Annotated in this window: 22 protein-coding genes and 1 tRNA gene; 16 read left to right on the top strand and 7 right to left on the bottom strand. The window is 65.1% G+C overall.

The annotated features are described in order from the left end of the window. The first annotated feature begins 16 nt into the window (after positions 1-16). The 5 genes from DES52_RS14055 (at position 17) to DES52_RS14035 (ending at position 4,493) form a co-directional block, all read left to right on the top strand. Entirely contained in the window at positions 17-640 is a 624-nt protein-coding gene (locus DES52_RS14055; protein ID WP_245901006.1) for a M23 family metallopeptidase, read from the top strand. Between the two features lie 81 nt (positions 641-721). Next, positions 722-1,609 (top strand): SDR family oxidoreductase, encoded by an 888-nt coding sequence (locus DES52_RS14050; RefSeq protein ID WP_110887459.1) that lies wholly within the window; start codon positions 722-724, stop codon positions 1,607-1,609. A 70-nt stretch (positions 1,610-1,679) separates the two neighbouring features. Next, a complete protein-coding gene (locus tag DES52_RS14045; RefSeq protein ID WP_110887458.1) occupies positions 1,680-2,624 on the top strand; it encodes an aldo/keto reductase family protein in 945 nt (314 codons plus the stop codon). A 91-nt stretch (positions 2,625-2,715) separates the two neighbouring features. Beyond that, the gene (locus tag DES52_RS14040) at positions 2,716-3,627 is read left to right on the top strand and encodes an ABC transporter ATP-binding protein (protein ID WP_110887457.1); all 912 of its coding nucleotides are present in this window, start codon (positions 2,716-2,718) and stop codon (positions 3,625-3,627) included. Continuing rightward, positions 3,624-4,493 (top strand): ABC transporter permease, encoded by an 870-nt coding sequence (locus DES52_RS14035; protein WP_110887456.1) that lies wholly within the window; start codon positions 3,624-3,626, stop codon positions 4,491-4,493. Before DES52_RS14040 ends, DES52_RS14035 begins: the two co-directional genes overlap by 4 nt. A gap of 53 nt (positions 4,494-4,546) precedes the next feature. Here DES52_RS14035 and DES52_RS14030 read toward each other — a convergent pair whose 3' ends face one another. The 4 genes from DES52_RS14030 to DES52_RS14015 form a co-directional block, all read right to left on the bottom strand. After that, positions 4,547-5,311, bottom strand: a complete 765-nt coding sequence (locus DES52_RS14030; protein ID WP_110887455.1) for a hypothetical protein — start codon at positions 5,309-5,311, stop codon at positions 4,547-4,549. Positions 5,312-5,586: 275 nt separating this feature from the next. Then, positions 5,587-7,296 carry an HflX GTPase family protein gene (gene hflX / locus DES52_RS14025; protein ID WP_484068173.1) on the bottom strand — a complete coding sequence of 570 codons (1,710 nt, stop codon included), beginning with the start codon at positions 7,294-7,296 and terminating at the stop codon, positions 5,587-5,589. Positions 7,297-7,563: 267 nt separating this feature from the next. Beyond that, the gene (locus tag DES52_RS14020; protein ID WP_110887454.1) at positions 7,564-9,327 is read right to left on the bottom strand and encodes a PRC and DUF2382 domain-containing protein; all 1,764 of its coding nucleotides are present in this window, start codon (positions 9,325-9,327) and stop codon (positions 7,564-7,566) included. A 143-nt stretch (positions 9,328-9,470) separates the two neighbouring features. Beyond that, positions 9,471-9,560, bottom strand: a tRNA-Ser gene (locus tag DES52_RS14015). Positions 9,561-9,650: 90 nt separating this feature from the next. On the opposite strand from DES52_RS14015, the gene murJ reads away from it, so the two are divergent. Further along, positions 9,651-11,231, top strand: coding sequence for a murein biosynthesis integral membrane protein MurJ (murJ, locus tag DES52_RS14010; protein WP_342767084.1), 1,581 nt, complete (start codon positions 9,651-9,653; stop codon positions 11,229-11,231). Between the two features lie 3 nt (positions 11,232-11,234). Here murJ and DES52_RS14005 read toward each other — a convergent pair whose 3' ends face one another. After that, positions 11,235-11,807, bottom strand: a complete 573-nt coding sequence (locus DES52_RS14005) for a YdcF family protein (RefSeq protein WP_110887453.1) — start codon at positions 11,805-11,807, stop codon at positions 11,235-11,237. Between the two features lie 127 nt (positions 11,808-11,934). Between DES52_RS14005 and DES52_RS14000 the strand changes: the two genes are divergently transcribed. Beyond that, positions 11,935-12,894: a branched-chain amino acid transaminase gene (locus tag DES52_RS14000; RefSeq protein WP_110887452.1), complete on the top strand. Its 960-nt coding sequence runs from the start codon at positions 11,935-11,937 to the stop codon at positions 12,892-12,894. A gap of 58 nt (positions 12,895-12,952) precedes the next feature. On the opposite strand, the gene DES52_RS13995 is transcribed toward DES52_RS14000, so the two are convergent. Further along, positions 12,953-14,014, bottom strand: a complete 1,062-nt coding sequence (locus DES52_RS13995; protein WP_110887451.1) for a S1C family serine protease — start codon at positions 14,012-14,014, stop codon at positions 12,953-12,955. 162 nt (positions 14,015-14,176) lie between these two features. Between DES52_RS13995 and topA the strand changes: the two genes are divergently transcribed. From topA to mqnC, 5 genes are read left to right on the top strand one after another with little or no spacing between them, the layout of a single operon-like run. Then, the gene (gene topA / locus DES52_RS13990) at positions 14,177-17,149 is read left to right on the top strand and encodes a type I DNA topoisomerase (RefSeq protein WP_110887571.1); all 2,973 of its coding nucleotides are present in this window, start codon (positions 14,177-14,179) and stop codon (positions 17,147-17,149) included. Between the two features lie 49 nt (positions 17,150-17,198). Beyond that, positions 17,199-17,501, top strand: coding sequence for a hypothetical protein (locus DES52_RS13985; protein WP_110887570.1), 303 nt, complete (start codon positions 17,199-17,201; stop codon positions 17,499-17,501). Next, positions 17,498-18,754: a hydroxyacid-oxoacid transhydrogenase gene (locus DES52_RS13980; RefSeq protein ID WP_110887450.1), complete on the top strand. Its 1,257-nt coding sequence runs from the start codon at positions 17,498-17,500 to the stop codon at positions 18,752-18,754. Before DES52_RS13985 ends, DES52_RS13980 begins: the two co-directional genes overlap by 4 nt. Then, positions 18,751-19,197, top strand: a complete 447-nt coding sequence (locus DES52_RS13975) for an acyl-CoA thioesterase (RefSeq protein WP_245901004.1) — start codon at positions 18,751-18,753, stop codon at positions 19,195-19,197. The genes DES52_RS13980 and DES52_RS13975 overlap by 4 nt, the downstream gene beginning before the upstream one ends. A gap of 32 nt (positions 19,198-19,229) precedes the next feature. Continuing rightward, a complete protein-coding gene (gene mqnC, locus DES52_RS13970; protein ID WP_110887449.1) occupies positions 19,230-20,378 on the top strand; it encodes a cyclic dehypoxanthinyl futalosine synthase in 1,149 nt (382 codons plus the stop codon). Between the two features lie 6 nt (positions 20,379-20,384). On the opposite strand, the gene DES52_RS13965 is transcribed toward mqnC, so the two are convergent. Then, the gene (locus tag DES52_RS13965) at positions 20,385-20,897 is read right to left on the bottom strand and encodes a hypothetical protein (protein ID WP_110887448.1); all 513 of its coding nucleotides are present in this window, start codon (positions 20,895-20,897) and stop codon (positions 20,385-20,387) included. Between the two features lie 46 nt (positions 20,898-20,943). Here DES52_RS13965 and DES52_RS13960 point away from each other — a divergent pair, with 46 nt between their 5' ends. The 4 genes from DES52_RS13960 (at position 20,944) to DES52_RS13945 (ending at position 24,955) form a co-directional block, all read left to right on the top strand. Next, complete coding sequence (locus DES52_RS13960; protein WP_110887447.1) at positions 20,944-21,366, top strand: EamA family transporter; 423 nt, start codon at positions 20,944-20,946, stop codon at positions 21,364-21,366. A gap of 47 nt (positions 21,367-21,413) precedes the next feature. Next, complete coding sequence (gene dusA, locus DES52_RS13955) at positions 21,414-22,439, top strand: tRNA dihydrouridine(20/20a) synthase DusA (RefSeq protein WP_110887446.1); 1,026 nt, start codon at positions 21,414-21,416, stop codon at positions 22,437-22,439. A gap of 47 nt (positions 22,440-22,486) precedes the next feature. Then, the gene (gene glyA, locus DES52_RS13950; RefSeq protein WP_110887445.1) at positions 22,487-23,710 is read left to right on the top strand and encodes a serine hydroxymethyltransferase; all 1,224 of its coding nucleotides are present in this window, start codon (positions 22,487-22,489) and stop codon (positions 23,708-23,710) included. A gap of 66 nt (positions 23,711-23,776) precedes the next feature. Beyond that, positions 23,777-24,955, top strand: coding sequence for a hypothetical protein (locus DES52_RS13945; protein ID WP_110887444.1), 1,179 nt, complete (start codon positions 23,777-23,779; stop codon positions 24,953-24,955). Positions 24,956-24,991: the final 36 nt, after the last annotated feature.

Genomic DNA, 24,991 nt, shown 5'->3' with positions numbered 1-24,991 from the left:
CCGTGTACAACGGGGCATGTTCGTTCGCTTCATCCTGACAAGCTTGCTGCTCCTTTCTGTCGCCGATTCGGCACCCCTGCTCGAATTGCGAGAACCGAACTGCCCGTCCGAGTTCGGCCCGGAACCTCGCACGGCGGCCGAGCGCGAGCGGCGCGAGGCGTGGAACCCCTACGTCAAAATTCTTCCGACGCTCGAAGCCAAGCTGCCAAAGGCGCCCGACGCCACGATCTCGATGCCGGTGCAAGGCGTCCGCGTCGCCCAAGTCTCCGACACCTTCGCCGCCCCTCGCTCGGGTGGACGCAAGCACGAGGGGCAAGACATCTTCGCCAAACGCGGCACGCCCGTGTACAGCGCGACGAATGGAATCGTGTGGCGACTCGCGAACACCCCGCTCGGCGGCAACTGGATTTTCGTGGTCGGCGCGGGAGGACGGCGCTACTACTACGCCCACCTCGACCGCTACGCGCCGAATCTCAAAGAAGGGCAGAACGTCACGACGAACACCCTGCTGGGCTATGTGGGAACCACCGGGAATGCCGAAACGACGCCGCCCCACTTGCACTTCGAGGTGAACGCCGGCTCGCAAGCAAAATGCGATTACCGAGCTATCAATCCGCTTCCGTTGCTGCGCGACCGATAACACGCAAGCCGTAAAATCAAACAGACGGCGTTACGTCAATCGGCCGATTCGGCGCGTGTGTTCTTCTGAAATCATAACGCCATGACCGATTCAGCGAGCTTGAGCGGAAAGGTTGCCCTCGTCACGGGCGCGACGCGCGGCGCCGGGAGAGGAATCGCGGTCGAACTCGGCGCGCTCGGCGCGATCGTCGTGTGTACGGGCCGCACCACGCGCACGAACCGTTCGGATCTCAACCGGGCCGAGACGATCGAGGAAACGGCCGACCTCGTGACGGCCGCCGGAGGACGCGGCATCGCCGTTCGCTGCGATCACACCGACGAAGGAGACGTCCGATCGCTCACCGAGCGTATCCACGCTCAGCACGGAGGACTCGACATCCTGATCAACGACGTTTGGGGTGGCGAGTCGCTCAGCGAGTGGGGCAAGAAAGCGTGGGAACTCGATCTCGCCAAGGGCCGCACGATGCTCGAGCGCGCCGTGCTCAGTCATGTCGTCACCGCGCGCTTCGCCCTGCCGCTTCTTAAAGCGGGCGCGTTGATCGTCGAAGTCACGGACGGCGACACGTGGTCTTACCGAGGCAACGTCTTTTACGACCTGGCCAAGACGGGCGTCATGCGCCTCGCGCGCATCTGGTCGTGGGAACTGCAAGAAGACGCGCGCGCCGTCACCAGCGTTTCTGTCACGCCCGGCTATCTTCGCAGCGAGGAGATGCTGACCTTCAAGGGCCTCACCGAAGACAATTGGCGCGAAGACAGCGACCCGAACTTCCAAGAGTCCGAGACGCCCCGCTTCGTCGGACGCGGCATTGCCCGTCTCGCCGCCGACCCCGACAAGCGCCGCTTCGACGGGCGCGCCCTTGCCTCGTGGACGCTCATGGACGAGTACCGTTTCACCGACGTGGACGGACGCACACCGCATTGGGGCAAGTGGTTCGCGCGTCTGCAAGCCGAAGGCAGCAGCGGAGAGTGAAGGCGCTCTTAATCCGGAGTGTGATTCGTTCGCGTTTGACTCCTCTGCGAACGGGAGTAAGCTTTCCCGCGTGGAATATCGCAACCTTGGCAAGAGTGGCCTGAAAGTCTCCGAGATCTCCCTGGGCGGCTGGGTCACATTCGGACACAACGTCAACGACGAGAGCATGGTGCGCGACATCGTCCTGAAAGCGTACGAGTCGGGCGTGAACTTCTTCGACCAAGCGGACGTGTATGCGCGCGGACGCTCCGAGGAGCTCATGGGCGCGGTGCTGCGCGAGCTGCCGCGTCACACCCTCGTCATCTCGTCGAAGGTCTTCTGGCCCATGAGTGACGACGTGAACGACCGCGGCTTGTCTCGAAAGCACGTCTTGGAAAGCATCGACAAGTCGCTCAAGCGCCTCGGCACCGATTACCTCGACATCTACTTCGCGCACCGCTACGACGAGAACGTCCCGATGGAAGAAATCGTCATGGCGTTCGATCACGTCGTTCGCTCGGGCCGCGCGATGTACTGGGGCACCAGCATGTGGCCTGCCGCGCGAATCGCCGAAGCCGTCGAGTTCGCCAAGGCGCACGGTCTGTACGCGCCCGTCACGGAGCAGCCCGAATACTCCATGCTGCGCCGAGAGCGCGTCGAGAAGGAAATTTTGACTTACACGCACAGGGCCGGCGTCGGCCTCGTCGTGTGGAGCCCGTTGGCGATGGGCATGCTGACCGGCAAGTACGACGAGGGAATGCCCGAAGGCAGCCGTCTCACCGACAACGAAAACTGGGGCAAGAACTTCGTGACGGAGGAGAACCGCCAGCGCGTCAAGACCCTCAAGACCATCGCCGACGAGCTCGGCATCACGCGCGCCCAACTCGCCCTCGCATGGGTGTTGCGTCAACCCGGCGTGTCCTCGGCGATCACGGGCGCCACGAAAGTGCAGCAAATCGAGGAAACGGTGGGCGCGAGCGGCGTGAAGCTCACCGACGACGTGGCCGCGCGCATCGACGAGATCCTCGCGAGCTGAACCCACGATTCGCGACGCTGGAGGCAATGCAACGTTGCCTCCAGCGTCGTCGTACTTTCTATGAACGAATGAACGACATGGAGATTGCCACATGACCCTCGCCATCGAAACGCAGGCCTTGCGCAAGGAATACCGTGGGCGCGCCGTCGTGCAAAGCCTCGACCTCGAAGTCGCCCAAGGAGAAGTCTTCGGCTTCCTTGGCCCCAACGGTGCCGGGAAGAGCACCACCGTGAAGATGCTGCTCGGCCTCGTCAAACCGACGAGCGGCAACCTCAAAGTTCTGGGTGGCAGCGTCGAGGACGCCCGAGTGCGGCGCTTCGTTGGCTTTTTGCCCGAACAATTCCGCTTTCACACGTGGATGAAAGGCTCGGAGTTCCTCACATTCCACGGACGCCTCGCGGGCCTCGACGCGCGGGAAGTAGCCGAGCGCGTTCCCGCCGCGCTCGACCTCGTCGGCTTGTCGGGCCGAGGCAACGACGAATTGAAAGGCTACTCGAAGGGCATGCTGCAACGCGTCGGCCTCGCACAAGCGATCATCCACAATCCCAAGCTGGTCTTCCTCGACGAACCCACTTCCGCCCTCGACCCTATCGGACGTGTGGAAGTTCGCAACATCATCCACTCGCTCAAGGACTCCGGCGTCACCGTCTTCCTCAACTCGCACCTGCTGTCCGAAGTCGAGCAGACGTGTGACCGCGTCGCGTTCGTCAACGGCGGCAAAATCTTGCAGGCGGGCAAGATCGATGATCTGCTCGGCCCACCGAAATTCCTCGACGTGCGCGTCGACAAGCTGTCACCCGAACTGCTCATGAAGCTTCGCAAGCTCGGCACCGTCAATGCCAGTGGCGGCGGCCGCTTCCGGCTGCAACTCGGCGCCGCCGACGTGCCCGACGTCGCCTCCACCATTGTGGCGAGCGGCGCGCGTCTCTTCGAGCTCACGCCGCATCGCCCCGACCTCGAAGATCTCTTCGTACGCCTCGTACAGCAAGGAGGAGACAAGTGAAGCAAGTTCTTCTCGTCGCCGAGCTCGCCTTGCGCGAAGCCACGCGGCGCCGTCTCGTCCTCGTCTTGCTCGCCCTCTCGATCATCTTCTTGGGGTTCTACCTGTACGGCGTCCACCTTCTGCACAACCGCCTCACCGAACGCGCGGGTGACCTCGGCCTCGACCGTCCCGGACGCTCGGCGAGGGTCGCGTACGGCTCCACCGTCTTGTTCGGCATGTACCTCGTGAACTTCCTCGGCGGCCTCATGGCCGTTTTGTCCAGCGTCGGCGCGATCTCCGGGGAAGTCGAAAGCGGCACCATTCAAAGCGTCGCGTACAAGCCCGTCTCGCGCGGAGCGATCGTCGCCGGGAAGTGGCTCGGCTTTGCCATCGTCAACCTCTCCTACGTCGCCATCCTCTCCATCGGCCTGCTTTACGGCTCGCGCGCCCTCACCGGCTACTTTCCCCCCAATCCTTGGCCGAGCGTCGGCTTGATCGGCCTGACGGTCGTGCTGCTGCTCACACTCACCATCCTCGGCGGCACGATCTTCACGACGCTCGCCAACGGCATCGGGGTGTTCTTGCTGTACGGCCTCGGCTTCGCCGGAGGCATCCTCAGCTCGATCGGCGGCTTCACGAACACCCCATTGCTGATTCGTCTCGGCAACGTCAGCAGCTACGTCATGCCGTCCGACGCCTTGTGGAAAGGCGCGTCGTACTACCTGCAACCCCAGGAGTTCCTGCAATTCGGTGACGCCACGCGCGGCGGCGGCAATCCCTTCATCGGCACCGCCCCGCCCGAACCCGCCTTGATCGTTTGGGCGGCCGTGTACGTCGTCCTCGCGCTCATCCTCGCCCTGCTGATCTTTCGGCGACGCGACCTTTGACTTCCGACAACGAAACGAGCCCCGCTTCTCGGCGGGGCTCGTTTCGTTGTCGCTCAATCGATCGGGCTGGGGTCGTTGCTCGCCAAGTCCGTCTGCTTCTCTTCGTTTTTCCCGATGATGCGCTCGTGGTGCGCTTCGGCGCTCGTGTCGGGCTGCACCGCCGCTCGATCGATGCCCAAGTCGTTGGCGGCGAGCGAACCGATTTTCGGAATCGGCGCGCTCGAACCGTGGAGATCCGCGTCCGTCAGCGTTCCCCGTGAGACCGTCTGCCCCTCGTCCAAGCGCTCCTGGTAGTCCTGGTTCGGCTGGTCCTTGAGGCGGTTACGCTCGATCGACGGCGGTGCCGCTCGCTCCTCGCCCGCGAGGTTCGAACTGCGTTCCGCGTCGCGCCGCAGCAACTCCTCGTTGGAGCCCGGGGTGTTCGGAGTGGTCATGTTGGGATTGTCGCGTTCGCTGTTCATGTCGATCTCCTTCGAAGGAAAGGCCGAAATGACGGTCGTCGAGCTCGACGGCGCGGCGGAAGCGGATACCACCTCGTCCGGGGGCGCTTGCGGAGACCGAGCGTTGATCTCCGCGATAAGTCGTTCTCGCGCCGCGATCTCCTCGTCCACACGGTCGATCTCTTCACGCAACGCCAGCAGGACGCTCTCGTCGGAGCCTCCGTGGTAAGCGCGCCCGAGACGACCGTACAACCCGTCCAACTCGCGGTGCAACCCGAAGACTTCGAGGCGCAGACGCGTCGTCTGCGTCATCTCCTCGCCGCGAGAACGGGCGCGATCCATGCCGCGTTTGACGCGATCGAAAATACCGTCGAGCAAGAGGTCACCTCCAAGTGAGTATGAGGACGAGGACTTCGGGAGGCGTTAGCACGGGCCTAAGGGGGCTTGGGGGTTGGCGGGGCTCGGAAGCGAGCTACGTCTGAAGCGAGGCAAAGGGGAGAAGGGTCGAAGACGATGGAGTGGTGACGAAGCGATACCGCCCGTGCCCGCTTCGACCCGCTCGGTGCAACGTCGAGCCCCCGACTCGCTTCGAGTCGGGGGCTCGGGTGTTCTCACGCATTGTGACTTGGCCGTTGCGAAGCCGAAACCACTCGTCAGTTCAACAATTCGGCTCTTTGAACTTGCTCTACTTGCGCCACGTAAGGCATCAAGGCATCTCGCAGCGCCCGCTTGAGCTCGTCGAGTCCCTGCTCCTTCTTCGCGCTCACGGGCACGCCGCCCATGCGGTCCCGCTCGCGTTCGAGCACGTCCGCGGAAGCCGCGTCCGCCTTGTTGAGCGCGACGACCGTGGGCAACTCGCCGATCTCGAGTTCACGCAGAATGCGCTGCACGCTTTCGTGACGGGCGTCCGCCGCGGGGTTGGCGACATCGACGACGTGGAGCAGGACGTCCGCGTCTCCGATTTCTTCGAGGGTGGAACGGAACGCTCGCGCGAGGTCCGTGGGAAGGTCTCGAATGAAGCCCACCGTGTCCGTGAAGACGACCGGGCCGACGCCGTCGATGAAGCCTTGCCGCGAGGTGGGGCGCAGCGTGGCGAACAGCTTGTTCTCCGCGAGAACCTTGCGCGGTTCCTCGGCGGCGTGCGTGAAGGCGTTGAGGAGGGTGCTCTTGCCCGCGTTCGTGTACCCGACGATGGAGATGACGGGCACGTCGTTGCGCGAGCGGCGCTTGCGGCGCTCTTCGCGGCGCACGGCCACACCTTCGAGTTGCTTTTCGAGAAAGGCGATGCGGTCGTTGATGAGGCGTCGGTCCATTTCGAGCTTCGTTTCGCCGGGACCGCGCGTTCCGATCGCGCCGCCCGCCGCACTGCCGCCCGAGGCGCCGATGCGCGAAAGCTTCGTTCCTTGCCCCAGCAGGCGCGGCTTCATGTAGCGAAGCTGCGCGAGTTCGACTTGCAGCCTGCTTTCCACCCCTTGAGCGTGCAAAGCGAAGATGTCGAGGATGAGCTGCGTGCGGTCGATGACCTTGAGGCTCGTCGCTTCCTCGATTTCACGCGCTTGCGCCGGGCTGAGCTCTTGCCCGAAGACGATCATGTCCGCGTCGAGGTGGTAAGCCTTGGAGGTGAGCTCCTCGAGCTTCCCCTTGCCGACGAGGGTGCCGGGCTTGAGGTGACGGCGGAAGACGAGCTCCTTGTACACGACTTCCGCGCCCGCCGTGCGCGCGAGCTCGCTGAGCTCTTGCAGGCGGTCCTCGGCGTCGAATTCACCCGTGTCGATCTGCACGAGGATGGCGCGCTCGCCGTCCTTCCTGCTTTCGCGCAACGTGCGCGCGCGGGCGATTTCCTGCTCGAGCGCCGTGACTTGCGCGCCGAGATCGAAATCCTCGATCTCGTACGGGCTTTGCGGAGGATAGACGCGCCAGTCTTCTTCCTCGCCGGTCGTGCCAGGAGGCGTGAGGTGCGCGAGGTGGACGTTGCCGGGCAAGCCGTCGCTGCGCACTTCGATCGCGGCGACCGCGTCGAGGCGATTGAGGAAGAGCGTGGAGAGGTCGCTTTTGCTGAGCCCGCCGCCCTTGGGATGCGTGTGCAGCAAGTGGTAGCCCGAGAGGCGCGTCTCACCGAGGCGCTGGGTGGGCAGCTCGGTGCCCTTCGCGTCGGCCACGGAAACGCTCAGGACGCGGCCGCGTCGATCGATGAGGACGCTGATTTCGCGCCGGATGTCGTGCGAAAGCTCGCTGAGGTTGCGCGCGAGTTCCGGGCTGGTGACGACGCCGGGTTCGATGCGGCGTCGGTAGAGGTTGCTGAGCTGCTTGACTTGAGCGGTCTTCAGACCGCTGGTATTACCATGCACTTTTTCTATGGTCATTCCTCCAAGGAACGAGAAGCGATTGGCCGCGAAACCCGCTCGAACGGAGCGGTTTCGTGCGGACGTCTAGGCTTCGACACGTGTCAAAAGTGTAACAAAACCGCGCTCAGCGCAATAGGAGCAAGGTTTCACTACACTTCACGGCTCAAAGCACGGCTTCTTGGCGCATGCGTCCAGGGTAGGGGAGACGTGGCCGGGATGCATCCGCCAAATGAACGAGGGGAAGGCGTGACCTACGCCTTCCCCTCGTGGGCGACCTTGCGGCGCTCAGCGTTTGTCGCGAGGCTCGCGTCGAACGTCGTCGTTCGTTCGGCGAAGCGCAGTTTCACCGGGCGTGCCGTCAGCGACCGAGTCGTCGCCGAGGTCGTCGAAGACGCCGCGAGCGCCGTGGGCATTGCTGACGTTCTTGCGGACGGTGTTGCCTGCTTCGATGAACTCGTTGCGCAGGTCGTCCATCGGACTGGGCGTGAGGAACGCGGGCCGTTCGTTCGTGATCTCCGTCGCCTCTTGCTTCTCGCTCTTGGCGGCGTCTTGAGAGCGTCGGGCGACGAGCGATTGCAGGCGTTCTCGAAGCTGGGGCTGGCGCCACAGGAAGTAGCTTCCGACCGCGAGGAGCGCGAGGCCGACAGGGAACGAACCGCCACGTGGCCGAGCAGACAGGTGAACCTTGACGTGCGACAAGCGCTCGTCGAGCTCCACGAGCCGCGCTTCTTGTCGCTCGAGTCGCGACGTCACGTCGCGCTCGTGCGTGGACAGCAAACGCTTCATCTCGGTCGTCACGGCCGCCACGAGTGGCGGCAGCTCGCGCCTCAGTTCCTGCCCGATCACGTCGCTCACGTCGCGCGAGCGTTGCTCGGTGATAGCAGTGGATGCCTCGCGGGCGTCCGAGACAAGGTCTCGTGCGGCGTCACGCGCCACTTCTCGCGCGTCGTGCATCTCGTGAACTTCGAGGTGGGCATCGACGGGACGCTCGGTCGTGGCAACGATGGGAGTTCCGTGGTCGGTGTTCGTCATGGCGGTGTCTCCGTTCGCGATGTTGGCCGACTGGCGTCGGCGGTTCAGCAGGAAGAGGGCGCCGCCCGCCGCGAGGATCGGGACGGCGAGCACGAGGGCACGTGGCCACTCGGAGGCGCGGCGCTCCGAGGTGAAGAGAACGGCCGTGCCGTCGGGATTTTCCGTCGGCGAGTCGAAGTTCTGCGCTCGAATGCCAAGCGGAGTGCGGTCGTCGCTCGCTTCGATGTGCTTCACGTCGAGCACTTCGCGTCCGACGGTCTCGGTCACCGTGTGCGTCTCGACGACGGCACGCTTTCCGACTTCGACCTCCTCGGTCATGAAGGCACGCTTGTGAACGGCGGCCCGTTCCGCTTCCACGTCGACGCGCAGGGTGGCACTTCCTTGTCCGATTCCGACGCCGTCGGCTCGACGTTCGTCCTCGACGGGATGACGGCGAATCTCCACGACTTCGCGCGTCAGGGGAACGGAGACGTGCTCGCTTCGGGTTTCGACGTGCTTTCCGACCTCCACGCTGCCGATCGGCACGCGTCGCTTGTCGACGACGAGGCGTTCCTCGAGGAGGCGCAGTCGCTCAGGCGTGCGGAACAAGTCCTCGCTCGCGGTCGCTGGGAGGGGCGTGGGCGCAGTGGTCGGCGAGGGAAAGTTCGGATTCGTGTACGAAGACGAGGGCGCGGTGGGTCCTCGGGCGTCTCCCGGCCCTTCGAGCGCTTCTCCGGGCGTGTAGGGACGCAGATCGAGGAACTGCTCTCGCGTGAGAGCCTCGAGATAGACGGCGTCGTCCTCGATGCGCGCCAATCCGACGGGGACGAGGAGGTCCTTGTGATGCAACATGGAGCCGCTGCGCACGACGAGGTACCGCACGTGCCCGCCCGAAGGGTCGACGAGGACGTCGTGGACCTTCCCGACGTTCGCGCCACCGATGACGTAGAGGGGATGGCCCATGGGATGGTCGAGGTGGTCGGTCCTGAGTTCGTCGCGTTCACGCATGAGATCCGACAAGGGAACGAGGAATGCCACGTGGACTCCTTTCCGGCACAGTGCCGTACGAGGTCATTGTTGGCACGCCGTGTCGATGAATCCTGTGGATTGCGGCCCCGATCTTGGGAAAACATCTACGGTCGGGGCATGAAGAAAGCCGAACCTTTCGGTTCGGCTTCGCTTGGCGGAGAGGGTGGGATTCGAACCCACGGTACAGTTGCCCGTACTTCGGTTTTCGAGACCGACCCATTCAACCGCTCTGGCACCTCTCCGCAGAGGCATGGGTCTGCGTCCCGGAATGTAGCATGCTTCGTTCTCGTTGACAAGCACCCGGCGAAGGGCGCGATGCACTAAAGTAAGCCGTGCGCTCGTCGTCCGATTCGCCCGCCTCGCTCCCGATCATCGACATCACCTTCGATTCGAAGCCTCCGCGCAAATCGGCGGCGCGAAACACGATCATCGTCATGCTCGGCACGCTCGGCTCGCGGCTCTCGGGTCTGGTACGGCAAGGCGTCATCAACACCTTTCCGCCCGCCCTCACGGACGCGTTTCTCGTCGCGTCGCGCGTGCCGAACCTCTTGCGCGAGTTGCTCGCCGAGGGCGCGCTCGTGAACTCGTTTATTCCGGTGTACAAGAGCTTGCCGGACGCGGATCGCCGCAAGTTGGCGGGCGCCGTGACGGGCGTGCTGATCGCCGTGAACTTGCTGCTGTTGGCGTTCGGTGTCTTGGCGGCGCCGTTGCTCGCCGATCTCCTGTTGTCGGCGAAGCCGAACGTGGACCGCGACACCGTCGTGTACATGACGCGCCTCGTCATGCCGTTCTTGATGCTCGTGAGCCTCTACGCGATCGCGATGGGAATTCTCAACGCCGACGAGCACTTTCGCGAATCGAGCTTCGGTCCGATCGCGTTCAACATCGCCACGATCGCCATGCTCCTCGTCTTGCCGCACTCGGCGACGTGGCTGGCGGTCGGATGGATCGTGGGCGGCGTGGCGCAATTGCTCATCCAGATCCCGGCGTTGCGCAAGTACGGCCTCTTGCCGAGGCCGAGCCTCAGAGGGCACAGGGCGCTGCGGCGCGTGCTCGTGAACATGGTGCCGTTCACCCTCACGGCGGGCGCGCGGCAGTTCTTGAATCTCGTCGTCACCAACTTCTTGTCGAGCTCTCAGTTTCCGCGCGGCACGATCACGGGCTACGCGAACGCCGAGACGATCTTCCAGATGAGCATGGGCCTGTTCGTGATGTCTCCGGCCCTCGCGATTTTTCCGCGCTTCGCCGCGTTGCGCGCCGAGGGCGACTGGAAGACGTTTCGAGCGTTGACGTTGTCCACGATTCGCTCGGTGGTGTTTCTCAGCGCGCCCATCTCCGCGCTGTTGTGCGTGCTGGCGCCGTACGCGGTGAGCGTCTTGATGTTCTCCGGCGACGCGACGGGCGACAAATTCCGCGCGGGCAGCCTGATCCTCTCGACGTGGTCGCTCGCGCTCGTGCCGTGGGGCATCAACACGATCTTGCTACGCACGTTCTACGCCCGTGAGAAGACGCGTGAGGCCGTGGCGATCTCGGCCGTGTCGTTCGTGTGCGAAGTCGGCTTGTACGCGTTGCTGACGCCCGCGCAGCGTTTGGGCCTCGCGGGGTTCGGCGTCGCGAGCACCATCATGGGAATCGCGACGTGCGTGGCGCTCACGGCGATGTACCGCGCGCAACTCGGCTTTCCCTTGAAGCAACTGTTCGCCTATCTGGCGCGCGTGCTTCCGTTGGCGCTCGTGGCGGGTTTGATCGCGTGGGCGGTGACGCGTGTCTTGCCTCAGCCGGGTCGTCCCGTGCCGGGCGCTCTCGGCTTCGGCGTGGCGAGCGCGATCGGGCTGGCCGCGTACCTCGGGTTGGCCGTGGCCTTGCGGGTGCCGGAAGTCTCGGGCGTCACGCGCCGACTGCTGCGGCGCTGAAAATCAGCGTTCCTCGTCGATCACGCCGAGCAGGGTGTACGCGAGAAGAAGCATCCTCTCGCGTTGTCGGTACGCCTCGGCGGCTTTGCCCGTGCTCGCGAGCTTCACGGTGGACACGTTGGCCTTCAAGCCGACGGCTTTCGCGAGGGCGAGGGCGCGCGTCGCGTGCACTTCGTCCGTCACGAGCGTCACGGCGCCCGTCAGGTACGGCTTGGAGTTGCGCAAGTTCTCCAGAGTGGAGCGGCTGCGCGTCTCGGCGATCAGGACACGCTCGGGTACTCCCTGGGACCGCAAGAACTTCACGCCGACGGCGCCTTCGCTGAACCGGTCACCTTTTCCCACGCCGCCCGATACGACGATGCGCTTCACTCCGCCCGCTCGGTACAAGTCCAAGGCGTGCCGCAAGCGCCGCTCGAACGCGGGCGAGGGATGCCCGTTGTACTGAGCCGCTCCCAAGACGAGCAAGGTCGGGTACGGGCGATCGACGCTCGCCGCGCCCGCCAACATCAACACCGCGCCGAGCACGAGAAGGACGAGGAGGGGAACGGCCCCGGGAGCACTGCCTTGCGAGCGCATTTCTCGAATCGTAGCACGGTCCTTGAAGGCTTTCTGAAGGTGGCGCGAAGGCTCGAAAGGTGGGTGTAGACTGCTCGTGATCCGAACGCTCGTTCGGCGACCACCGTACGCACCCGAGGAGGTTTTCATGACGCAGACGACCACGGCCCCCAAGACGGCGGGCGGCGACAAGGGCATTCAAGCGGGCAAGATCTGGTTCAACGGGCAACTCGTGCCGCAAGAGGAAGCGAAGGTCAGCGTCCTCTCGCACGCTCTGCACTACGGCAGCAGCGTCTTCGAGGGCATCCGCGCCTACAAGACCGATCGCGGTCCCGCCGTGTTTCGACTCGACGAGCACACCGAGCGCCTCATTCACTCCGCGCTCATCTTGCGCATGCCCGTTCCGTACACGCCCGACGAAATCAACGAGGCGATCAAGGCCGTCATTCGCGAAAACGCCTACGACGAGTGCTACATCCGCCCTCTGGTCTTTCGCGGAGGCGCGACCCTCGGCGTGAATCCGCTTCCGTGCCCTGTCGAAATGATGGTCGCCGCGTGGAAGTGGGGCGCGTACCTCGGCGAGGACGCGGTGCGTGAAGGTGCCAAACTCGTGACGTCCTCGTGGGTGCGCTCGCCGGGCAACGTCATGCCGACGAAGAGCAAGGCGGGCGGCAACTACGTGAATTCGAGCCTCGCGAAGGCGGACGCCGTGAGCGCGGGCTTCGACGAAGCGGTTCTCCTCGACGCGCAAGGTTACGTCGCCGAGGGCTCGGGCGAAAACATCTTCTTCCTCAAGGGCGGCAAGCTGCACGCCATCGCGCATTCCGTCACCTTGATCGGCATCACGCGCGACACGATCTTCCATGTCGCCAGGGACATGGGCTTCGACGTCGTTCCGGTCATGGCGACGCGCGACGAGCTCTACACCGCCGACGAGGTGTTCATGACGGGAACGGCCGCCGAGGTGACGCCCATCGGCTCGATCGACTTCCGCCCGATCGGGACGGGCAAGGCGGGCGAGGTGTCCTTGGAGATTCGACGCCGGTACCTCGACATCGTCACGGGCAAGAACGAGAAGTACGATCACTGGCTGACGTACGTGCGCTGAGCACTCGAACGAAAAGAGACACCCGGAAAACGTTTTCCGGGTGTCTCCACGTGAAGGTTCAGGGATTGACGGCGCCGAACAGTTGCGCGCGCGAGCCGAGACGCAAGTTGAGCACGACCGTTTCATCACCGCGCTGCACCGTCACGGGAATGAGGTCGCCGATCTTTTTGCTGCGCACGACGTTGATGAGGTCGTCCCAGGTGGGCGTGGCCTTGCCCGCGACTTCCACGATGACGTCCGCCTTGATGGTGGTGCGTGAAGTTCCCGACGCGCTTCGCAGACCCGCTTGCTCGGCGGGCCCACCCTTCGTGACGGCGGCGACGATGACGCCGGGGCGCTTGCCGAGGCCGTACTGCGCGTAGGCGGCATCTTGCAGGTCGTAACCGACCCATTGAATGCCAAGCACGGGCGCGTCACGCTTCACGCCCGAGCGAAGGTCGCGAAGCAAGACGCTTGCCTCTGTCATGGGCACCGCGTAAGACCGCCAAGAACTGCGATCGGTGGCACGAATGTAGCTCGTGATGCCGACCGCTTCGCCGTTCGCGTTGATGATCGGGCCGCCGCTGTCCCCGGGAATGAGGGGCGCCGTCATCTCCAGGGTGCCGTTCGGAAAGTCGGCGCGGCCCGCGTCGACGCCGAGCGCCTGCAAGTTGCCGTACTTCGCCGTGAGGAACGAGCCGCCGCCGTTGCCGACGCCGAGAACGGCGTCTCCGACCTTGGGCGAGGCCTTGGCGAGCGGCAGGAACGGAACGTTGCCCGTCACCTTGACCTTCAGCAAGGCGACGTCGTTGTAGTCGTCGAAGCCGATGACGTCGAAGGCGTACTCTTTCTTGTCGACGGTGATCGCCTTGGGATTCTTGGCATCGAAGACGACGTGGTAGGCGGTGAGGGCAAAGCCGTCGTTGCTGATGAAGAAGCCCGTGCCGACGCCGTTGTCGCCCTCGATGCGGAACGCGGCGGAGCGCGTCTTATCGAAAACGTCGGCGCCGACGCGCGGCGTGGTCGTGGTGGCGCCGCCTTGTCGAGCTTGGGCGACGGAGGGCGCCGTTTGCGCGCTGGCGATGGGAACGAGGAGGAACGCGGTCAGGAGCGCCGTGAGGGCGCGCAGTCGTTTCGACATACGTTATTTTCACGTCGGCGCATGAAGCCCGCTGCGAAGAATACTGAGAAGTAAAGGAAAGCTCTAACCTTCTCACGCTCCTCGAGCTTGATCGTTCGTGAGGCTTGTCGCTTCAGCCTCGTTGCTCGCCGTATGTTTTGTGCTAACCTCACGCGCAAGATCATGCCCAAGACCCTCGTCATCGTCGAATCGCCCGCAAAGGCCAAGACCATCGGGAAGTACCTCGGTCGCGGGTACGTCGTGGAGTCGTCTATCGGGCACATTCGCGACCTTCCGAAGAGCGCGGCCGAGATTCCCGAGAAGTACCGCGGGCAGGCCTGGGCGCGCCTCGGGATCGATCCCGACGACGACTTCAAGGCCCTCTACGTCGTCTCGAACGAGAAGAAAGGGCAAGTCGCGAAGTTGAAGGCGCTCGTGAAAGACGCCGACGAGGTAATTCTCGCGACGGACGACGACCGCGAAGGCGAAAGCATCGCTTGGCACCTGCTGCAAGAACTCAGGCCCAAGGTGCCCGTGCGGCGCATGGTCTTTCACGAAATCACGAAGGAAGCCATCCAAAACGCGATCGAGAATCCTCGTACCATCGACGAGAACCTCGTGGAAGCGCAAGAAGCGCGGCGCGCCCTCGACCGCTTGTACGGCTACGAGGTCAGCCCGGTGCTTTGGAAGAAGGTCGCACCGAAGCTCAGCGCGGGCCGCGTGCAAAGTGTGGCGACGCGCATGCTCGTGGAGCGCGAGCGCGAACGAATGCGCTTCGTGTCGGGAACGTGGTGGGACGTCGACGGGCGATTCGAAACGGCGACGCCCGAGCGTTTTCCGGCGGTGCTCGTGGAAGTGGAAGGCAAGCGCCTCGCTTCCGGCAAGGACTTCGACGCCGTGACGGGGCAGCTCAAGAAAGGCTCGGAGGCGTTGCTGCTGAACGAGGAGGGGGCGCGCTCGCTCGCGGAAGGGTTGCGCGGCCAGCCGTTCGCGGTGCTGTCCGCCGAGCAAAAACCGTTCACGCAGCGGCCCTATCCGCCGTTCATCACGTCCACTCTGCAGCAGGAAGGCAGTCGCAAGATGGGCTTCTCGGCGTCGCGGACGATGCGGGCCGCGCAGAAGTTGTACGAGGGCGGCTACATCACGTACATGCGCACGGACTCCACGACCTTGTCCAAAGAGGCCATGGACGCCGCTCGTAAGCAGGTGCGGGCCATGTACGGCGAAGCCTTCTTGCATCCCGTGCCGCGCACGTACGACAAGAAAGCGAAGAACGCCCAGGAAGCGCACGAAGCGATTCGCCCCGCCGGAAGCGCCTTTCGCACGCCCGAGAGCCTGCGCGGCGAGCTCTCGGGTGACGAGTGGCGCTTGTACGACCTCATTTGGAAGCGCACGGTCGCGTCGCAGATGGCGGATGCGAAAGGACGGCGTTTGCAAGTGCGGCTGGGCGGCACGGCGACGGACGGTCGCGCCGTGATCTTCGCCGCGTCGGGCAAGGCCATCGATTTCCCCGGCTTCCTGCGGGCGTACGTGGAAGGCAGCGACGACCCGGATGCCGCGCTCGAAGACCGCGAGGTGCTGCTGCCCGCCTTGAAGGCGGGCGACCGCGTGACGGCGCGCGACCTCAAGGCGCTTTCGCACGCGACACAAGCGCCCGCGCGCTACACCGAGGCGTCCCTCGTTCAAGCCCTCGAAGCGGCGGGCATCGGGCGCCCGTCGACGTACGCCTCGATTCTCGGGACGATTCAGGACCGAGGGTACGCCCAGAAGAAAGGCCAAGCGCTCGTGCCGACATGGACGGCATTCGCGACGTCGGCTCTTCTCGAACACCACTTCGGGCGCCTCGTGGACTACGACTTCACGGCCCGCATGGAAGAGGACCTCGACGACATCGCCGGAGGGCGCCAGCGACGCGCGCCGTATCTGCGCGGCTTCTACTTCGGTGAGAACGCCGGGTTGGGTCTCAAGACGCTCGTGAACGACCGCTTGTCGGAAATCGACGCGCGCGAAATCGCGACGATCGAGGTGCCGAAGTTGTCGGGCACGGACATCGAGGTGCGCGTGGGCCGCTTCGGGCCGTACTTGCAGCGCGCTGAGACGAAGGCGAATTTACCCGAGGACCTGTCGCCCGACGAGCTCACGCCCGAGAAGGCCGAGGAACTGCTGGGCCGACCGAGCGGTGAGCGGTCGCTGGGCGAAGACCCGAACACCGGCCTTCCCGTCATTGCGCGCGCGGGTCGCTTCGGGCCTTACGTGCAACTCGGCGAGGGCAACACGCCGTCGAAGACGGCGTCGCTGCTGCCCGGCGACGATCTGAACACCTTGACCTTGAACCGCGCGTTGCAACTGTTGAGCTTGCCGCGCTTCGTCGGCACGTCCGAAGGCGAGGAGATCTGGGCGCACAACGGGCGTTACGGTCCGTATCTCAAACGTGGCAACGACAGCCGCAGCCTCGCCGCGCCGAACGAGTTGTTCACCGTGACGTTGTCGCAAGCGGAAGCTCTCTTTATGCAGCCGCGCGCTTTCGGACGACGTGGCGGCGCGGCGAGCGGACCGCTGAAGAAGTTCGAGTTCGACGACCGTGACGCCATCGAGTTGCGAAGCGGGCGTTACGGCATGTACCTCACCGACGGCAGCGTGAACGCCACCTTGCGCAAGGACGACGATCCGAACACCCTGACCGCCGAGGAAGCCCTCGCGCTGCTCGTGGAGCGCGGCAAGCCGCCGAAGGGCAAGCCGGCGCGCAAGACGGCGAAGAAGGCGCCCGCCAAGTCGGCGACGGCGAAGTCGAGCGTCGCCAAGACCGTCGCGCCCAGGACGAGCGCCGCGAAGAAGACGTCGGCCAGCCCGAAGAGCGCGGCAAAGACGTCCGTCAGGAAGCCCGCGAGCGCCAAGAAGGCCGCGCCGACCAAAGCGGCCTCCACGGCGAAGGCAGTGTCGGCCGACAAGGCAGCGATCGGCTGGGACGTCTTGAAGCGGCACGTGAACGTCCTCAGCGACACCGAGCGTCGGCTCGTGACGGCCGTGCGCGAGGAGAAGCGCAAAGTCGAGGATGTCGCCGCAGAGCTCGGCTTGGACGTGAAGCAGGCCAAGGGCATGAACCTCCAGGCGTCGAAGAAGCTCAACCAAGCGGCGCGCGGTGGAAGGGCCGCTTGAACTCAAGCGTAACTTTTCACAACCGTTTCGTTTTCGCTTACACTGGGGCATGACCATCGTCAGACCCCAGTCGCTCCATCTCGGGCGGCTCGCGAGCGCGTCGGAAAGCGGCGCGCTCGAACTTCCGGCGTCGGGCGGGACGTTGCGCGTGCTGCATCTCGCCGACGAGCGCCCGGACGAACCGCGCGCGTGCTGGTACGTGTGCCTCGCGGGGCGCGTTATCGTGGATCTTCCGTACGCGAACTTCGCGCACTTGCGCTCTCAAGAAGCGTGCCGCGTCGAAGCGGGAATTCCGCGCACCCTGACGCCGATCGGCGCGGCGACCGTCCTCGTGATCGAGGTGCAGCCTTGACGCATTCCGAGCCGATCGATTCCGAGACACTGTTCACCGTCGAGGCGACGCCCTTCAAGTTCGGGCCGGGCGCCGTGAACGACGCCGCGTGGGAATTGAAGCGCCTCGGGGCGAAACGCGCGTTTCTCGTGGCCGACCCGAAGCTCGGGGAAATCACCGAGCGTCTGCGAGGCGACCTCGCCCGCGAGGGCGTCGAGACGGTCCTCTTCGACCGCGTACGCGTCGAGCCGACGGCCGAGTCCATGAAGGAGGCGGCCGTGGCCGCGGCGGCCGCCGAACCGGACAGCTTCGTCGCCCTCGGGGGCGGCTCCACGATCGACACCGCCAAGGTCGCGAACCTCCTGTTCACGCACGGCGGCAGCGTCATGGACTACGTCAACGCGCCGATCGGCGCGGGACGCAAGCCGCCGACTTCCCTGAAGCCGCTCCTCGCTATTCCCACGACGTCCGGATCGGGGTCCGAGGCGACGACCGTGGCAATTCTCGACTTGCCCCACCTCGGCGTGAAGAGCGGCATCTCCCATCGGTATCTGCGGCCCACGCTGGCCCTCGTGGACCCCGAGCTCACGCGCGGCGTGCCTGCGGCCGTGACGGCGTCCGCCGGACTCGACGTCGTCTGCCACGCGATCGAGTCCTTTCTGGCGCGTCCCTACACCTCCAGATCGAAACCCGATACGCCCGACGACCGCCCGCCTTATCAAGGCAGCAATCCCGTCGCGGACGTCTGGTCGAGCCGCGCCATCGAGTTCGGCGGACGGTATCTCCGCCGCGCCGTGCACGACCCGAACGATTTGGAGGCGCGCGGCTTCATGATGCTCGGCGCGACGATGGCGGGCGTCGGGTTCGGTTCGGCGGGCGTGCACGTTCCGCATGCCTGCGCCTACCCCATCGCGGGCTTGAAGCACGCGTACCACGCGCTCGGATACGACACCGCGTTCGTGCCCCACGGATTTTCCGTCATCGTGACGGCGCCCGCCGCGTTTCGCTGGACGTACGACGCGGACCCCGCTCGGCACGAAGAGGCCGCGCGCCTGCTCGGCGCCGCCGAGCAGGGAAGCAACGCCTTGCCGAACGCCCTGCTCGCGCTCATGCGCGACGTCGGCGCTCCCGCCTCCTTGCGCGAACTCGGGTACGAAGAGGCGGATCTCCCCGAACTCGTGAAGGGCGCCTCGAAGCAGCGACGTCTCTTGGACGTCGCTCCGAAGCGCGTGTCGGACGGTGACCTCGAAGCGATCTTGCGAGCCTCGCTGTGAACGAGCGCGAACACACCCGCCGTGACTTTCCACTTTTGCGCGCCGTCCCGACTCGATGGATGGACAACGACGTGTACGGGCACGTCAACAACGTCGTTTACTACTCGTACTTCGACACCGTCGTGAACGCGTACCTCATCGAGCGAGGCGTGCTCGACCTTCGCGGTGCAGGCGTGATCGGGCTGGTCGTCGAAACGGGCTGCCGATACTTCGCGCCGCTCGCCTTTCCAGAGGTCGTGACGGCGGGCTTGCGCGTCGCGAAGCTCGGGACGTCGAGCGTTCGCTACGAGATCGGTCTTTTTCGAGCGGAGGAGGACGTCGTCTCGGCCTTCGGTCACTTCGTCCACGTGTACGTGGACCGCGAGACGCGCCGTCCGACGCCGCTTCCAAACGACTTGCGCGCCGCTTTGACCGCTTTGAGCGAATCGTCACGAGCGGGATAAATACCCCCTCGACCCGGTGCTAGACTCCGTCCATGAGCGCGACGAACGGCCAAGCCCTCCTCGACAAGGCCCTCGCGGGCGAGCGACTCTCCCATGCCGAGATCGCCCGCCTGTACACCCTGCCCCTGCCCGACGTGGCCGCCGTCGCGCACGAATTGCGTCTCAGGCGCACCGACCCGAACGTCGTGACCTTCCTCATCGACCGCAACATCAACTACTCGAACGTCTGCAACGTCGCGTGCAACTTCTGCGCTTTTTACCGCACCGACCGCCAGAAGGACGCGTACGTTCTCGACTACGAGCAGATCTCCCACAAGATTCGTGAGCTCGAAGCGGTCGGCGGCACGCGCATCCTCATGCAAGGCGGCGTCAACCCGAACTTGCCGTTTGACTACTACACCGAGTTGCTGCGCCACATCAAGCGTCACCACCCCACGATTCGAATCGAGGCGTTCAGCCCGGAGGAGATTCTCGGCTTCGAGAAGTTCTTCGGCATGGACGCTCCCCGCATCCTCGACCTGCTGATCGAAGCGGGCCTCGACGGTCTGCCCGGCGCGGGCGGTGAGATCTTGGAAGACGACGTGCGGGCCAAGGCCGCGCCCGCGCGCATCAAGAGCGCCGATTGGTTCCGCATCCTCGACGTCGCGCAGGCCAAGGGCTTGTACACCATCTCCACGATGGTCATCGGCTTCGGCGAGACGTACGAGCAGCGCGCCTCGCACCTCCTTAAGATCCGCGATCAGCAGGACAAGGCGCTGCGCGACTACGGCAACGGCTTCGCGGGCTTCGCGATGTGGTCCTTGCAAACCGCCAACACCCGCCTCGCTGGCAAGGCGCCCGGCGCGACCGCGCACGAGTATCTGCAGCAGATTGCCGTGGCCCGCATCGCGCTCGACAACCAGCCGAACATTCAAACGTCGTGGCCCGCTCAAGGCTTCAAGGTCGCCCAGACGGCGCTCTTTTACGGCGCGAACGACCTCGGCTCGACGATGCTGGAGGAAAACGTCGTTTCGGCGGCGGGCGGGCACGGCCGTTACAGCGCCACGGTGCGCGAACTCGTCCGCATCGCGGTCGACGCGGGCTTCACCCCGGCGCAGCGCAACTCGTACTTCCAAGTCATCAAGTACCCGGACGTCGAAGAACTTTTGAAGCCGAACCTCGAAGTCGTCGCGGGCGACTGACACGCGTCACGAAGGCGACAAGCATCGTCGTGTCGACGCGGTGTCGGCGGCTTGACGGGCGAGTTCGTTCTGCCGCGGCCCGGGAGCGACCTTCGCGACGACGCAAGGCTTCGCGCCAAGCTTGACGACCGCGAGGTACGACGTGATCCTCTTAGGATCGGCGGAGTTCTCGGAAGCGTTGTAGCGCACGATCAGCGCGGTCGGCACGCCGCCGCCGAGGCGCCACTCGGCGCGAGGTCCCAACGTCGAGAAAGACGAGCTCACGATCGTCCACAAGTCGAGGGACGTGCTGGTCTTGCCGCGCACCACGACGACGTTTTGCCGAAGGTCGCCTTCCTCGACGAGAAGACGGTAACCGCCGAGGCCGCCGCAGTCGTCGCGAACGTACCCCGTATACGACGTGTTCGTGACGAGGTTACGGCAGTCTTTGGCTTCGAGTGAGGTGTACGCGTGGGTGTTCGCGGCGAGCGCGAAAGTGGAAACGGAAACGGTCAGCAGGGCCGTCAAGATGGCGTTCATGACTCCTCCTTGAGCCGAGTGTACACACCGCACGTTACGATGCCTCATGCCGAACTGGGTGCTGTACGCGTTCATCTCGATGCTCTTCGCGGGCTTCACGTCCGTCGTCGCCAAGCAGGGCTTGACGGGCATCTCGGGCGAGCTCGGCCTCACGATCCGCACGATCTTCGTCTTCGTGTTCGTCGTGCTGTTCTCCTTGTTCGCCGTGCCAAGGCAGGACTTCTCGTTGCTGACCCGCACGAATTACCTGTGGCTGGCCCTCTCGGGCGTGACGACGGCGGTGTCGTGGGTGTTTTACTACCGCGCGCTCAAGCTCGGCGAGGTGTCCACCATCGCCTTGATCGACAAGGGCAGCTTCATCGTCGCGGTGATTCTCGCCTGGCTGCTTCTCAAAGAGCAGATCACGCCGAGGGTGATGCTCGGAAGCGCCCTCATCTTGGCGGGACTACTCGTCGTCTCGCGGAAGTGACCGTCTTCTCGTTCGGCGTCGCGCCGAGCCGCTAAACTGCTCGTCTGATGTCCGCGCTTCGCCCGCCCCACACCTTGTCCGTCGCGCCGATGATGGATTGGACGGACCGTCACGACCGCTCCTTCTTGCGCCTCGTCACCAAGCGCACGTTGCTGTACACCGAGATGGTCACGACGGGCGCGATTTTGCACGGCGACCAAGGTCGGCATCTCGACTTCTCGCCGCAAGAGCATCCCGTGGCATTGCAACTCGGCGGCAGCGACCCCGAAGCGCTCGCGAAGTGCGCCCGAATCGCGCAGGCGTGGGGGTACGACGAGGTGAACCTCAACGTCGGCTGTCCGTCGGACCGCGTGCAGAGCGGAATGTTCGGCGCTTGCCTCATGGCCAAACCCGATCTCGTCGCGGCGTGCGTGGACGCCATGCGCGCCGCGACGAGCTTGCCGGTGACGGTGAAGCACCGCGTCGGCATCGACGACCTCGATTCCTACGAGCACCTCGCGACCTTCGTGGCAACGGTCTCGGGCGCAGGCTGCGACACGTTCATCGTGCACGCCCGCAAAGCGTGGCTCTCGGGCTTGTCGCCGAAGGAGAACCGCGAAATTCCGCCGCTGCGCTACGAGGTCGTGCGGCAACTCAAGGCGGACTTCTCGCATCTCACGATCGTCCTCAACGGTGGCGTGAAGTCGCTGGAAGCCGCGCGAGAGCACTTGACGTGGGCGGACGGCGTGATGATCGGACGAGAGGCGTACTCGAATCCCTTCGTGCTCGCCCTCGCCGACGCGACGATCTTCGGCGAGGACACCCCGGCCCCGACTCGCCGGGACGTCGTCACGAGGCTGCTGCCGTACCTCGAGGACATGCTGGCGCAGGACGTGTACCTCTCGCGCGTCACCCGCCATATTCTCGGCCTCTTCGCGGGACAGCCGGGCGCGCGCGGTTGGAAGCGCGTGTTGAGCGAGGAAGCGCACAAGCCGGGCGCGGGCGTCGAGGTGGTGCTCAAGGCCCTGGCGCAAGTTCCCGACGCCGTGCTCGATGCTCGGCCGTGCGCTCGGACGGCTGCGCCCACCGTTTGAAGCGGCGCGGTAGACTACTCGAAGTTTCGCCTTCGGAGGGCTTCATCATGACTCAGACCTTGATCCGTGACTCGCAACTGTTCGCCCTCGTCGATCGTGAGCGCCAACGTCAATTCGAAGGCTTGGAGCTCATCGCGTCCGAGAACTTCACGTCGGCCGCCGTGCGTGAAGCCGTCGGATCAGTCCTCACCAACAAGTACGCCGAGGGCTACCCTGGCAAGCGCTGGTACGGCGGCTGCGAGGTCGTGGACGAGGTGGAGCGCCTCGCCATCGAGCGGGCCAAGGAACTGTTCGGCGCCGCTTGGGCGAACGTGCAGCCGCACTCGGGCAGCTCGGCGAACCTCGCCGTGTACTTCGCCTTGCTGCAAAAGGGCGACAAGGTCCTCGGTATGGACCTCAGCCACGGCGGTCACCTCACGCACGGCAGCCCCGTGAATTTCTCAGGGCAGAACTTCGAAATCGTGGGTTACCAAGTCGACCCCGAGACGGAGACCCTGGACATGGACACGGTGCGCCGCCTCGCCCGCGAGCACCAGCCGAAGATGATCATCGCGGGCGCGAGCGCGTACTCGCGCACGATCGACTTCGCCGCCTTCCGTGAAATCGCGGACGAAGTCGGGGCGCTCCTCATGGCCGACATCGCGCACATCGCGGGCCTCGTCGCGGCGGGCCTCCACCCGAGCCCGGTGCCGCACGCGGACGTCGTCACGACGACGACCCACAAGACCTTGCGCGGACCTCGAAGCGGCCTCATTCTCTCGCGCGACCCCGAGATCGGCGCGAAGATCGACCGCATGGTCTTCCCGGGGACCCAAGGCGGCCCGCTGGAACACGTCATCGCCGGAAAGGCCGTCGCGTTCTTCGAGGCCCTCCAACCCGAGTTCAAGGAGTACTCCGCGCAAGTCATCAAGAACGCTCAAGCGATGGTCGCGGCGTTCCTATCGCGCGGATACCGCGTCGTGTCGGGCGGCACGGACAACCACCTCTTCGTCCTCGACCTTCGCCCCCTGGGCCTCAACGGCACGAAGGCGACGAAGCTCCTCGACGCCGTGCACATCACCATCTCGAAGAGCACCCTTCCGTACGACACCGAGAAGATTTTGCACGGAGGCGGCATCCGCATCGGAACGCCCGCCGTCACGACGCGCGGAATGAAGGAAGCGGAGATGGACAAGATCGCCGACCTCATCGACCGCGCCTTGAAAGGCGAAGACGCCGAGACGGTGAAGGCGGACGTGAAGGCCCTCGCGACGCGGTTCGAGTTGCCGTAAGACGTTTGCTCGCCGCGGCTCCTTTCCCCGGTGGGAGAGGGGCTCGTTTTCTTGTTACCCTGGCTCATGTTCAAGCGATTCATAGCGCCCCTGGGTGCGGGGGCGATCACCCTCGCACTCGCCGGAGGTGGCGGCGAGCCGTCGGTCGCGTACGTCATGAACCGCGACGCCGCGCGAAGCGTGACCGCCGTGAAGCTCGCCGTGGACGGACAAGGTCGCGTCGTGCTCGCTTGGCAGGAAGACACTCGGCGATCGGGCGACGATCAAGAACGCGCAACATTCGTGAAGCGCTTCGAGAACGGGGCGTGGCGAAACCTCGGCGCGAACTTGAATTACCTCGCCGCGCGCACGGCGACGGATCTCGATCTCGCGCTGGATCAAAGCGGCAATCCGGTTCTCGCTTGGAACGAGAACTTCGCGCACGCCGACACGCAACAATTTCGAGCGTGGACGGGTTCGGCGTGGACGAACTGGCCCGAGCGCCGCATCAGCCAAGACCTCACGCTCGCGGCGAAAGCGCGCGGTCTCACCGCGTGGAACGGCGAGCCGATCTTCGCGTCGGGCGACATCGTCCGCAAAGGAACGGGCACCGTGCTGCGCGTACGATCGTGGCATAACGGCTCGTGGATCGTGTCGCCGAATTTCAGCGACGACCCCGCACGCTACGCTTACGCGCCGAGCGCCGCCATGACGCGTGACGGCCGAGTCGTCGTGGCGTGGCTGGAAGGAAACGTCGCGGCGAGCGACGTGCGCGTCAAGCGCTGGAACGGCGGCCGTTGGGAGCGTCTCGGCGGCAACCTCAACGTCCGCCCGAACACGTTCACGTTCGCGCCCGCCTTGAAGCTCGACGTTCACGACCGGCCCGTCGTCTCTTGGCTGGAGGACCACGGCGGTTACGACACCCTGTTCGTGAAGCGGTGGACGGGAAGCGCGTGGCAAGCGCTCGGCGGCGGATTGAACGTGAACGCCGAGCGCGCCGCCGAAGCGCCGTCGCTCGCCCTCGACGGCCTCGGCCGCCCGGTCGTCGCGTGGTCGGAAGGCACGCCCGAGGCGGCCCGCGTGTACGTGAAACGCTGGACAGGCGCGTCGTGGAGGCTTCTGAGCGTCGGCTCGGTGAACGCCGACTTCGCGGCGGACGCTCGCACGCCGAGCGTCGGGGTGGACGCGAGCGGAACCGTGACGGTCGCGTGGCGTGAAAAGCGCGGCGGTGTCTACCACCTCCTCTTGAGAACCTTCAGGTCTTGAATCGACGCGGACTTCTCGCTCGTTCGCTATGCTGCG

The organism is Deinococcus yavapaiensis KR-236, from assembly GCF_003217515.1.
Taxonomy (GTDB): Bacteria; Deinococcota; Deinococci; order Deinococcales; family Deinococcaceae; genus Deinococcus_A; species Deinococcus_A yavapaiensis.
This window is presented reverse-complemented; position numbering and strand designations above follow the sequence as displayed.

Excerpts from the sequence above, each read along its gene's own strand:
- DES52_RS14055 (WP_245901006.1), top strand. The coding sequence starts at position 17 with ATGTTCGTTCGCTTCATCCTGACAAGCTTGCTGCTCCTTTCTGTCGCC.
- DES52_RS14050 (WP_110887459.1), top strand. The coding sequence starts at position 722 with ATGACCGATTCAGCGAGCTTGAGCGGAAAGGTTGCCCTCGTCACGGGC.
- DES52_RS14040 (WP_110887457.1), top strand. The coding sequence starts at position 2,716 with ATGACCCTCGCCATCGAAACGCAGGCCTTGCGCAAGGAATACCGTGGG.
- hflX (WP_484068173.1), bottom strand. The coding sequence starts at position 7,296 with ATGACCATAGAAAAAGTGCATGGTAATACCAGCGGTCTGAAGACCGCT.
- DES52_RS14005 (WP_110887453.1), bottom strand. The coding sequence starts at position 11,807 with ATGCGCTCGCAAGGCAGTGCTCCCGGGGCCGTTCCCCTCCTCGTCCTT.
- DES52_RS14000 (WP_110887452.1), top strand. The coding sequence starts at position 11,935 with ATGACGCAGACGACCACGGCCCCCAAGACGGCGGGCGGCGACAAGGGC.
- DES52_RS13995 (WP_110887451.1), bottom strand. The coding sequence starts at position 14,014 with ATGTCGAAACGACTGCGCGCCCTCACGGCGCTCCTGACCGCGTTCCTC.
- topA (WP_110887571.1), top strand. The coding sequence starts at position 14,177 with ATGCCCAAGACCCTCGTCATCGTCGAATCGCCCGCAAAGGCCAAGACC.
- DES52_RS13985 (WP_110887570.1), top strand. The coding sequence starts at position 17,199 with ATGACCATCGTCAGACCCCAGTCGCTCCATCTCGGGCGGCTCGCGAGC.
- mqnC (WP_110887449.1), top strand. The coding sequence starts at position 19,230 with ATGAGCGCGACGAACGGCCAAGCCCTCCTCGACAAGGCCCTCGCGGGC.
- DES52_RS13965 (WP_110887448.1), bottom strand. The coding sequence starts at position 20,897 with ATGAACGCCATCTTGACGGCCCTGCTGACCGTTTCCGTTTCCACTTTC.
- DES52_RS13960 (WP_110887447.1), top strand. The coding sequence starts at position 20,944 with ATGCCGAACTGGGTGCTGTACGCGTTCATCTCGATGCTCTTCGCGGGC.
- dusA (WP_110887446.1), top strand. The coding sequence starts at position 21,414 with ATGTCCGCGCTTCGCCCGCCCCACACCTTGTCCGTCGCGCCGATGATG.
- glyA (WP_110887445.1), top strand. The coding sequence starts at position 22,487 with ATGACTCAGACCTTGATCCGTGACTCGCAACTGTTCGCCCTCGTCGAT.
- DES52_RS13945 (WP_110887444.1), top strand. The coding sequence starts at position 23,777 with ATGTTCAAGCGATTCATAGCGCCCCTGGGTGCGGGGGCGATCACCCTC.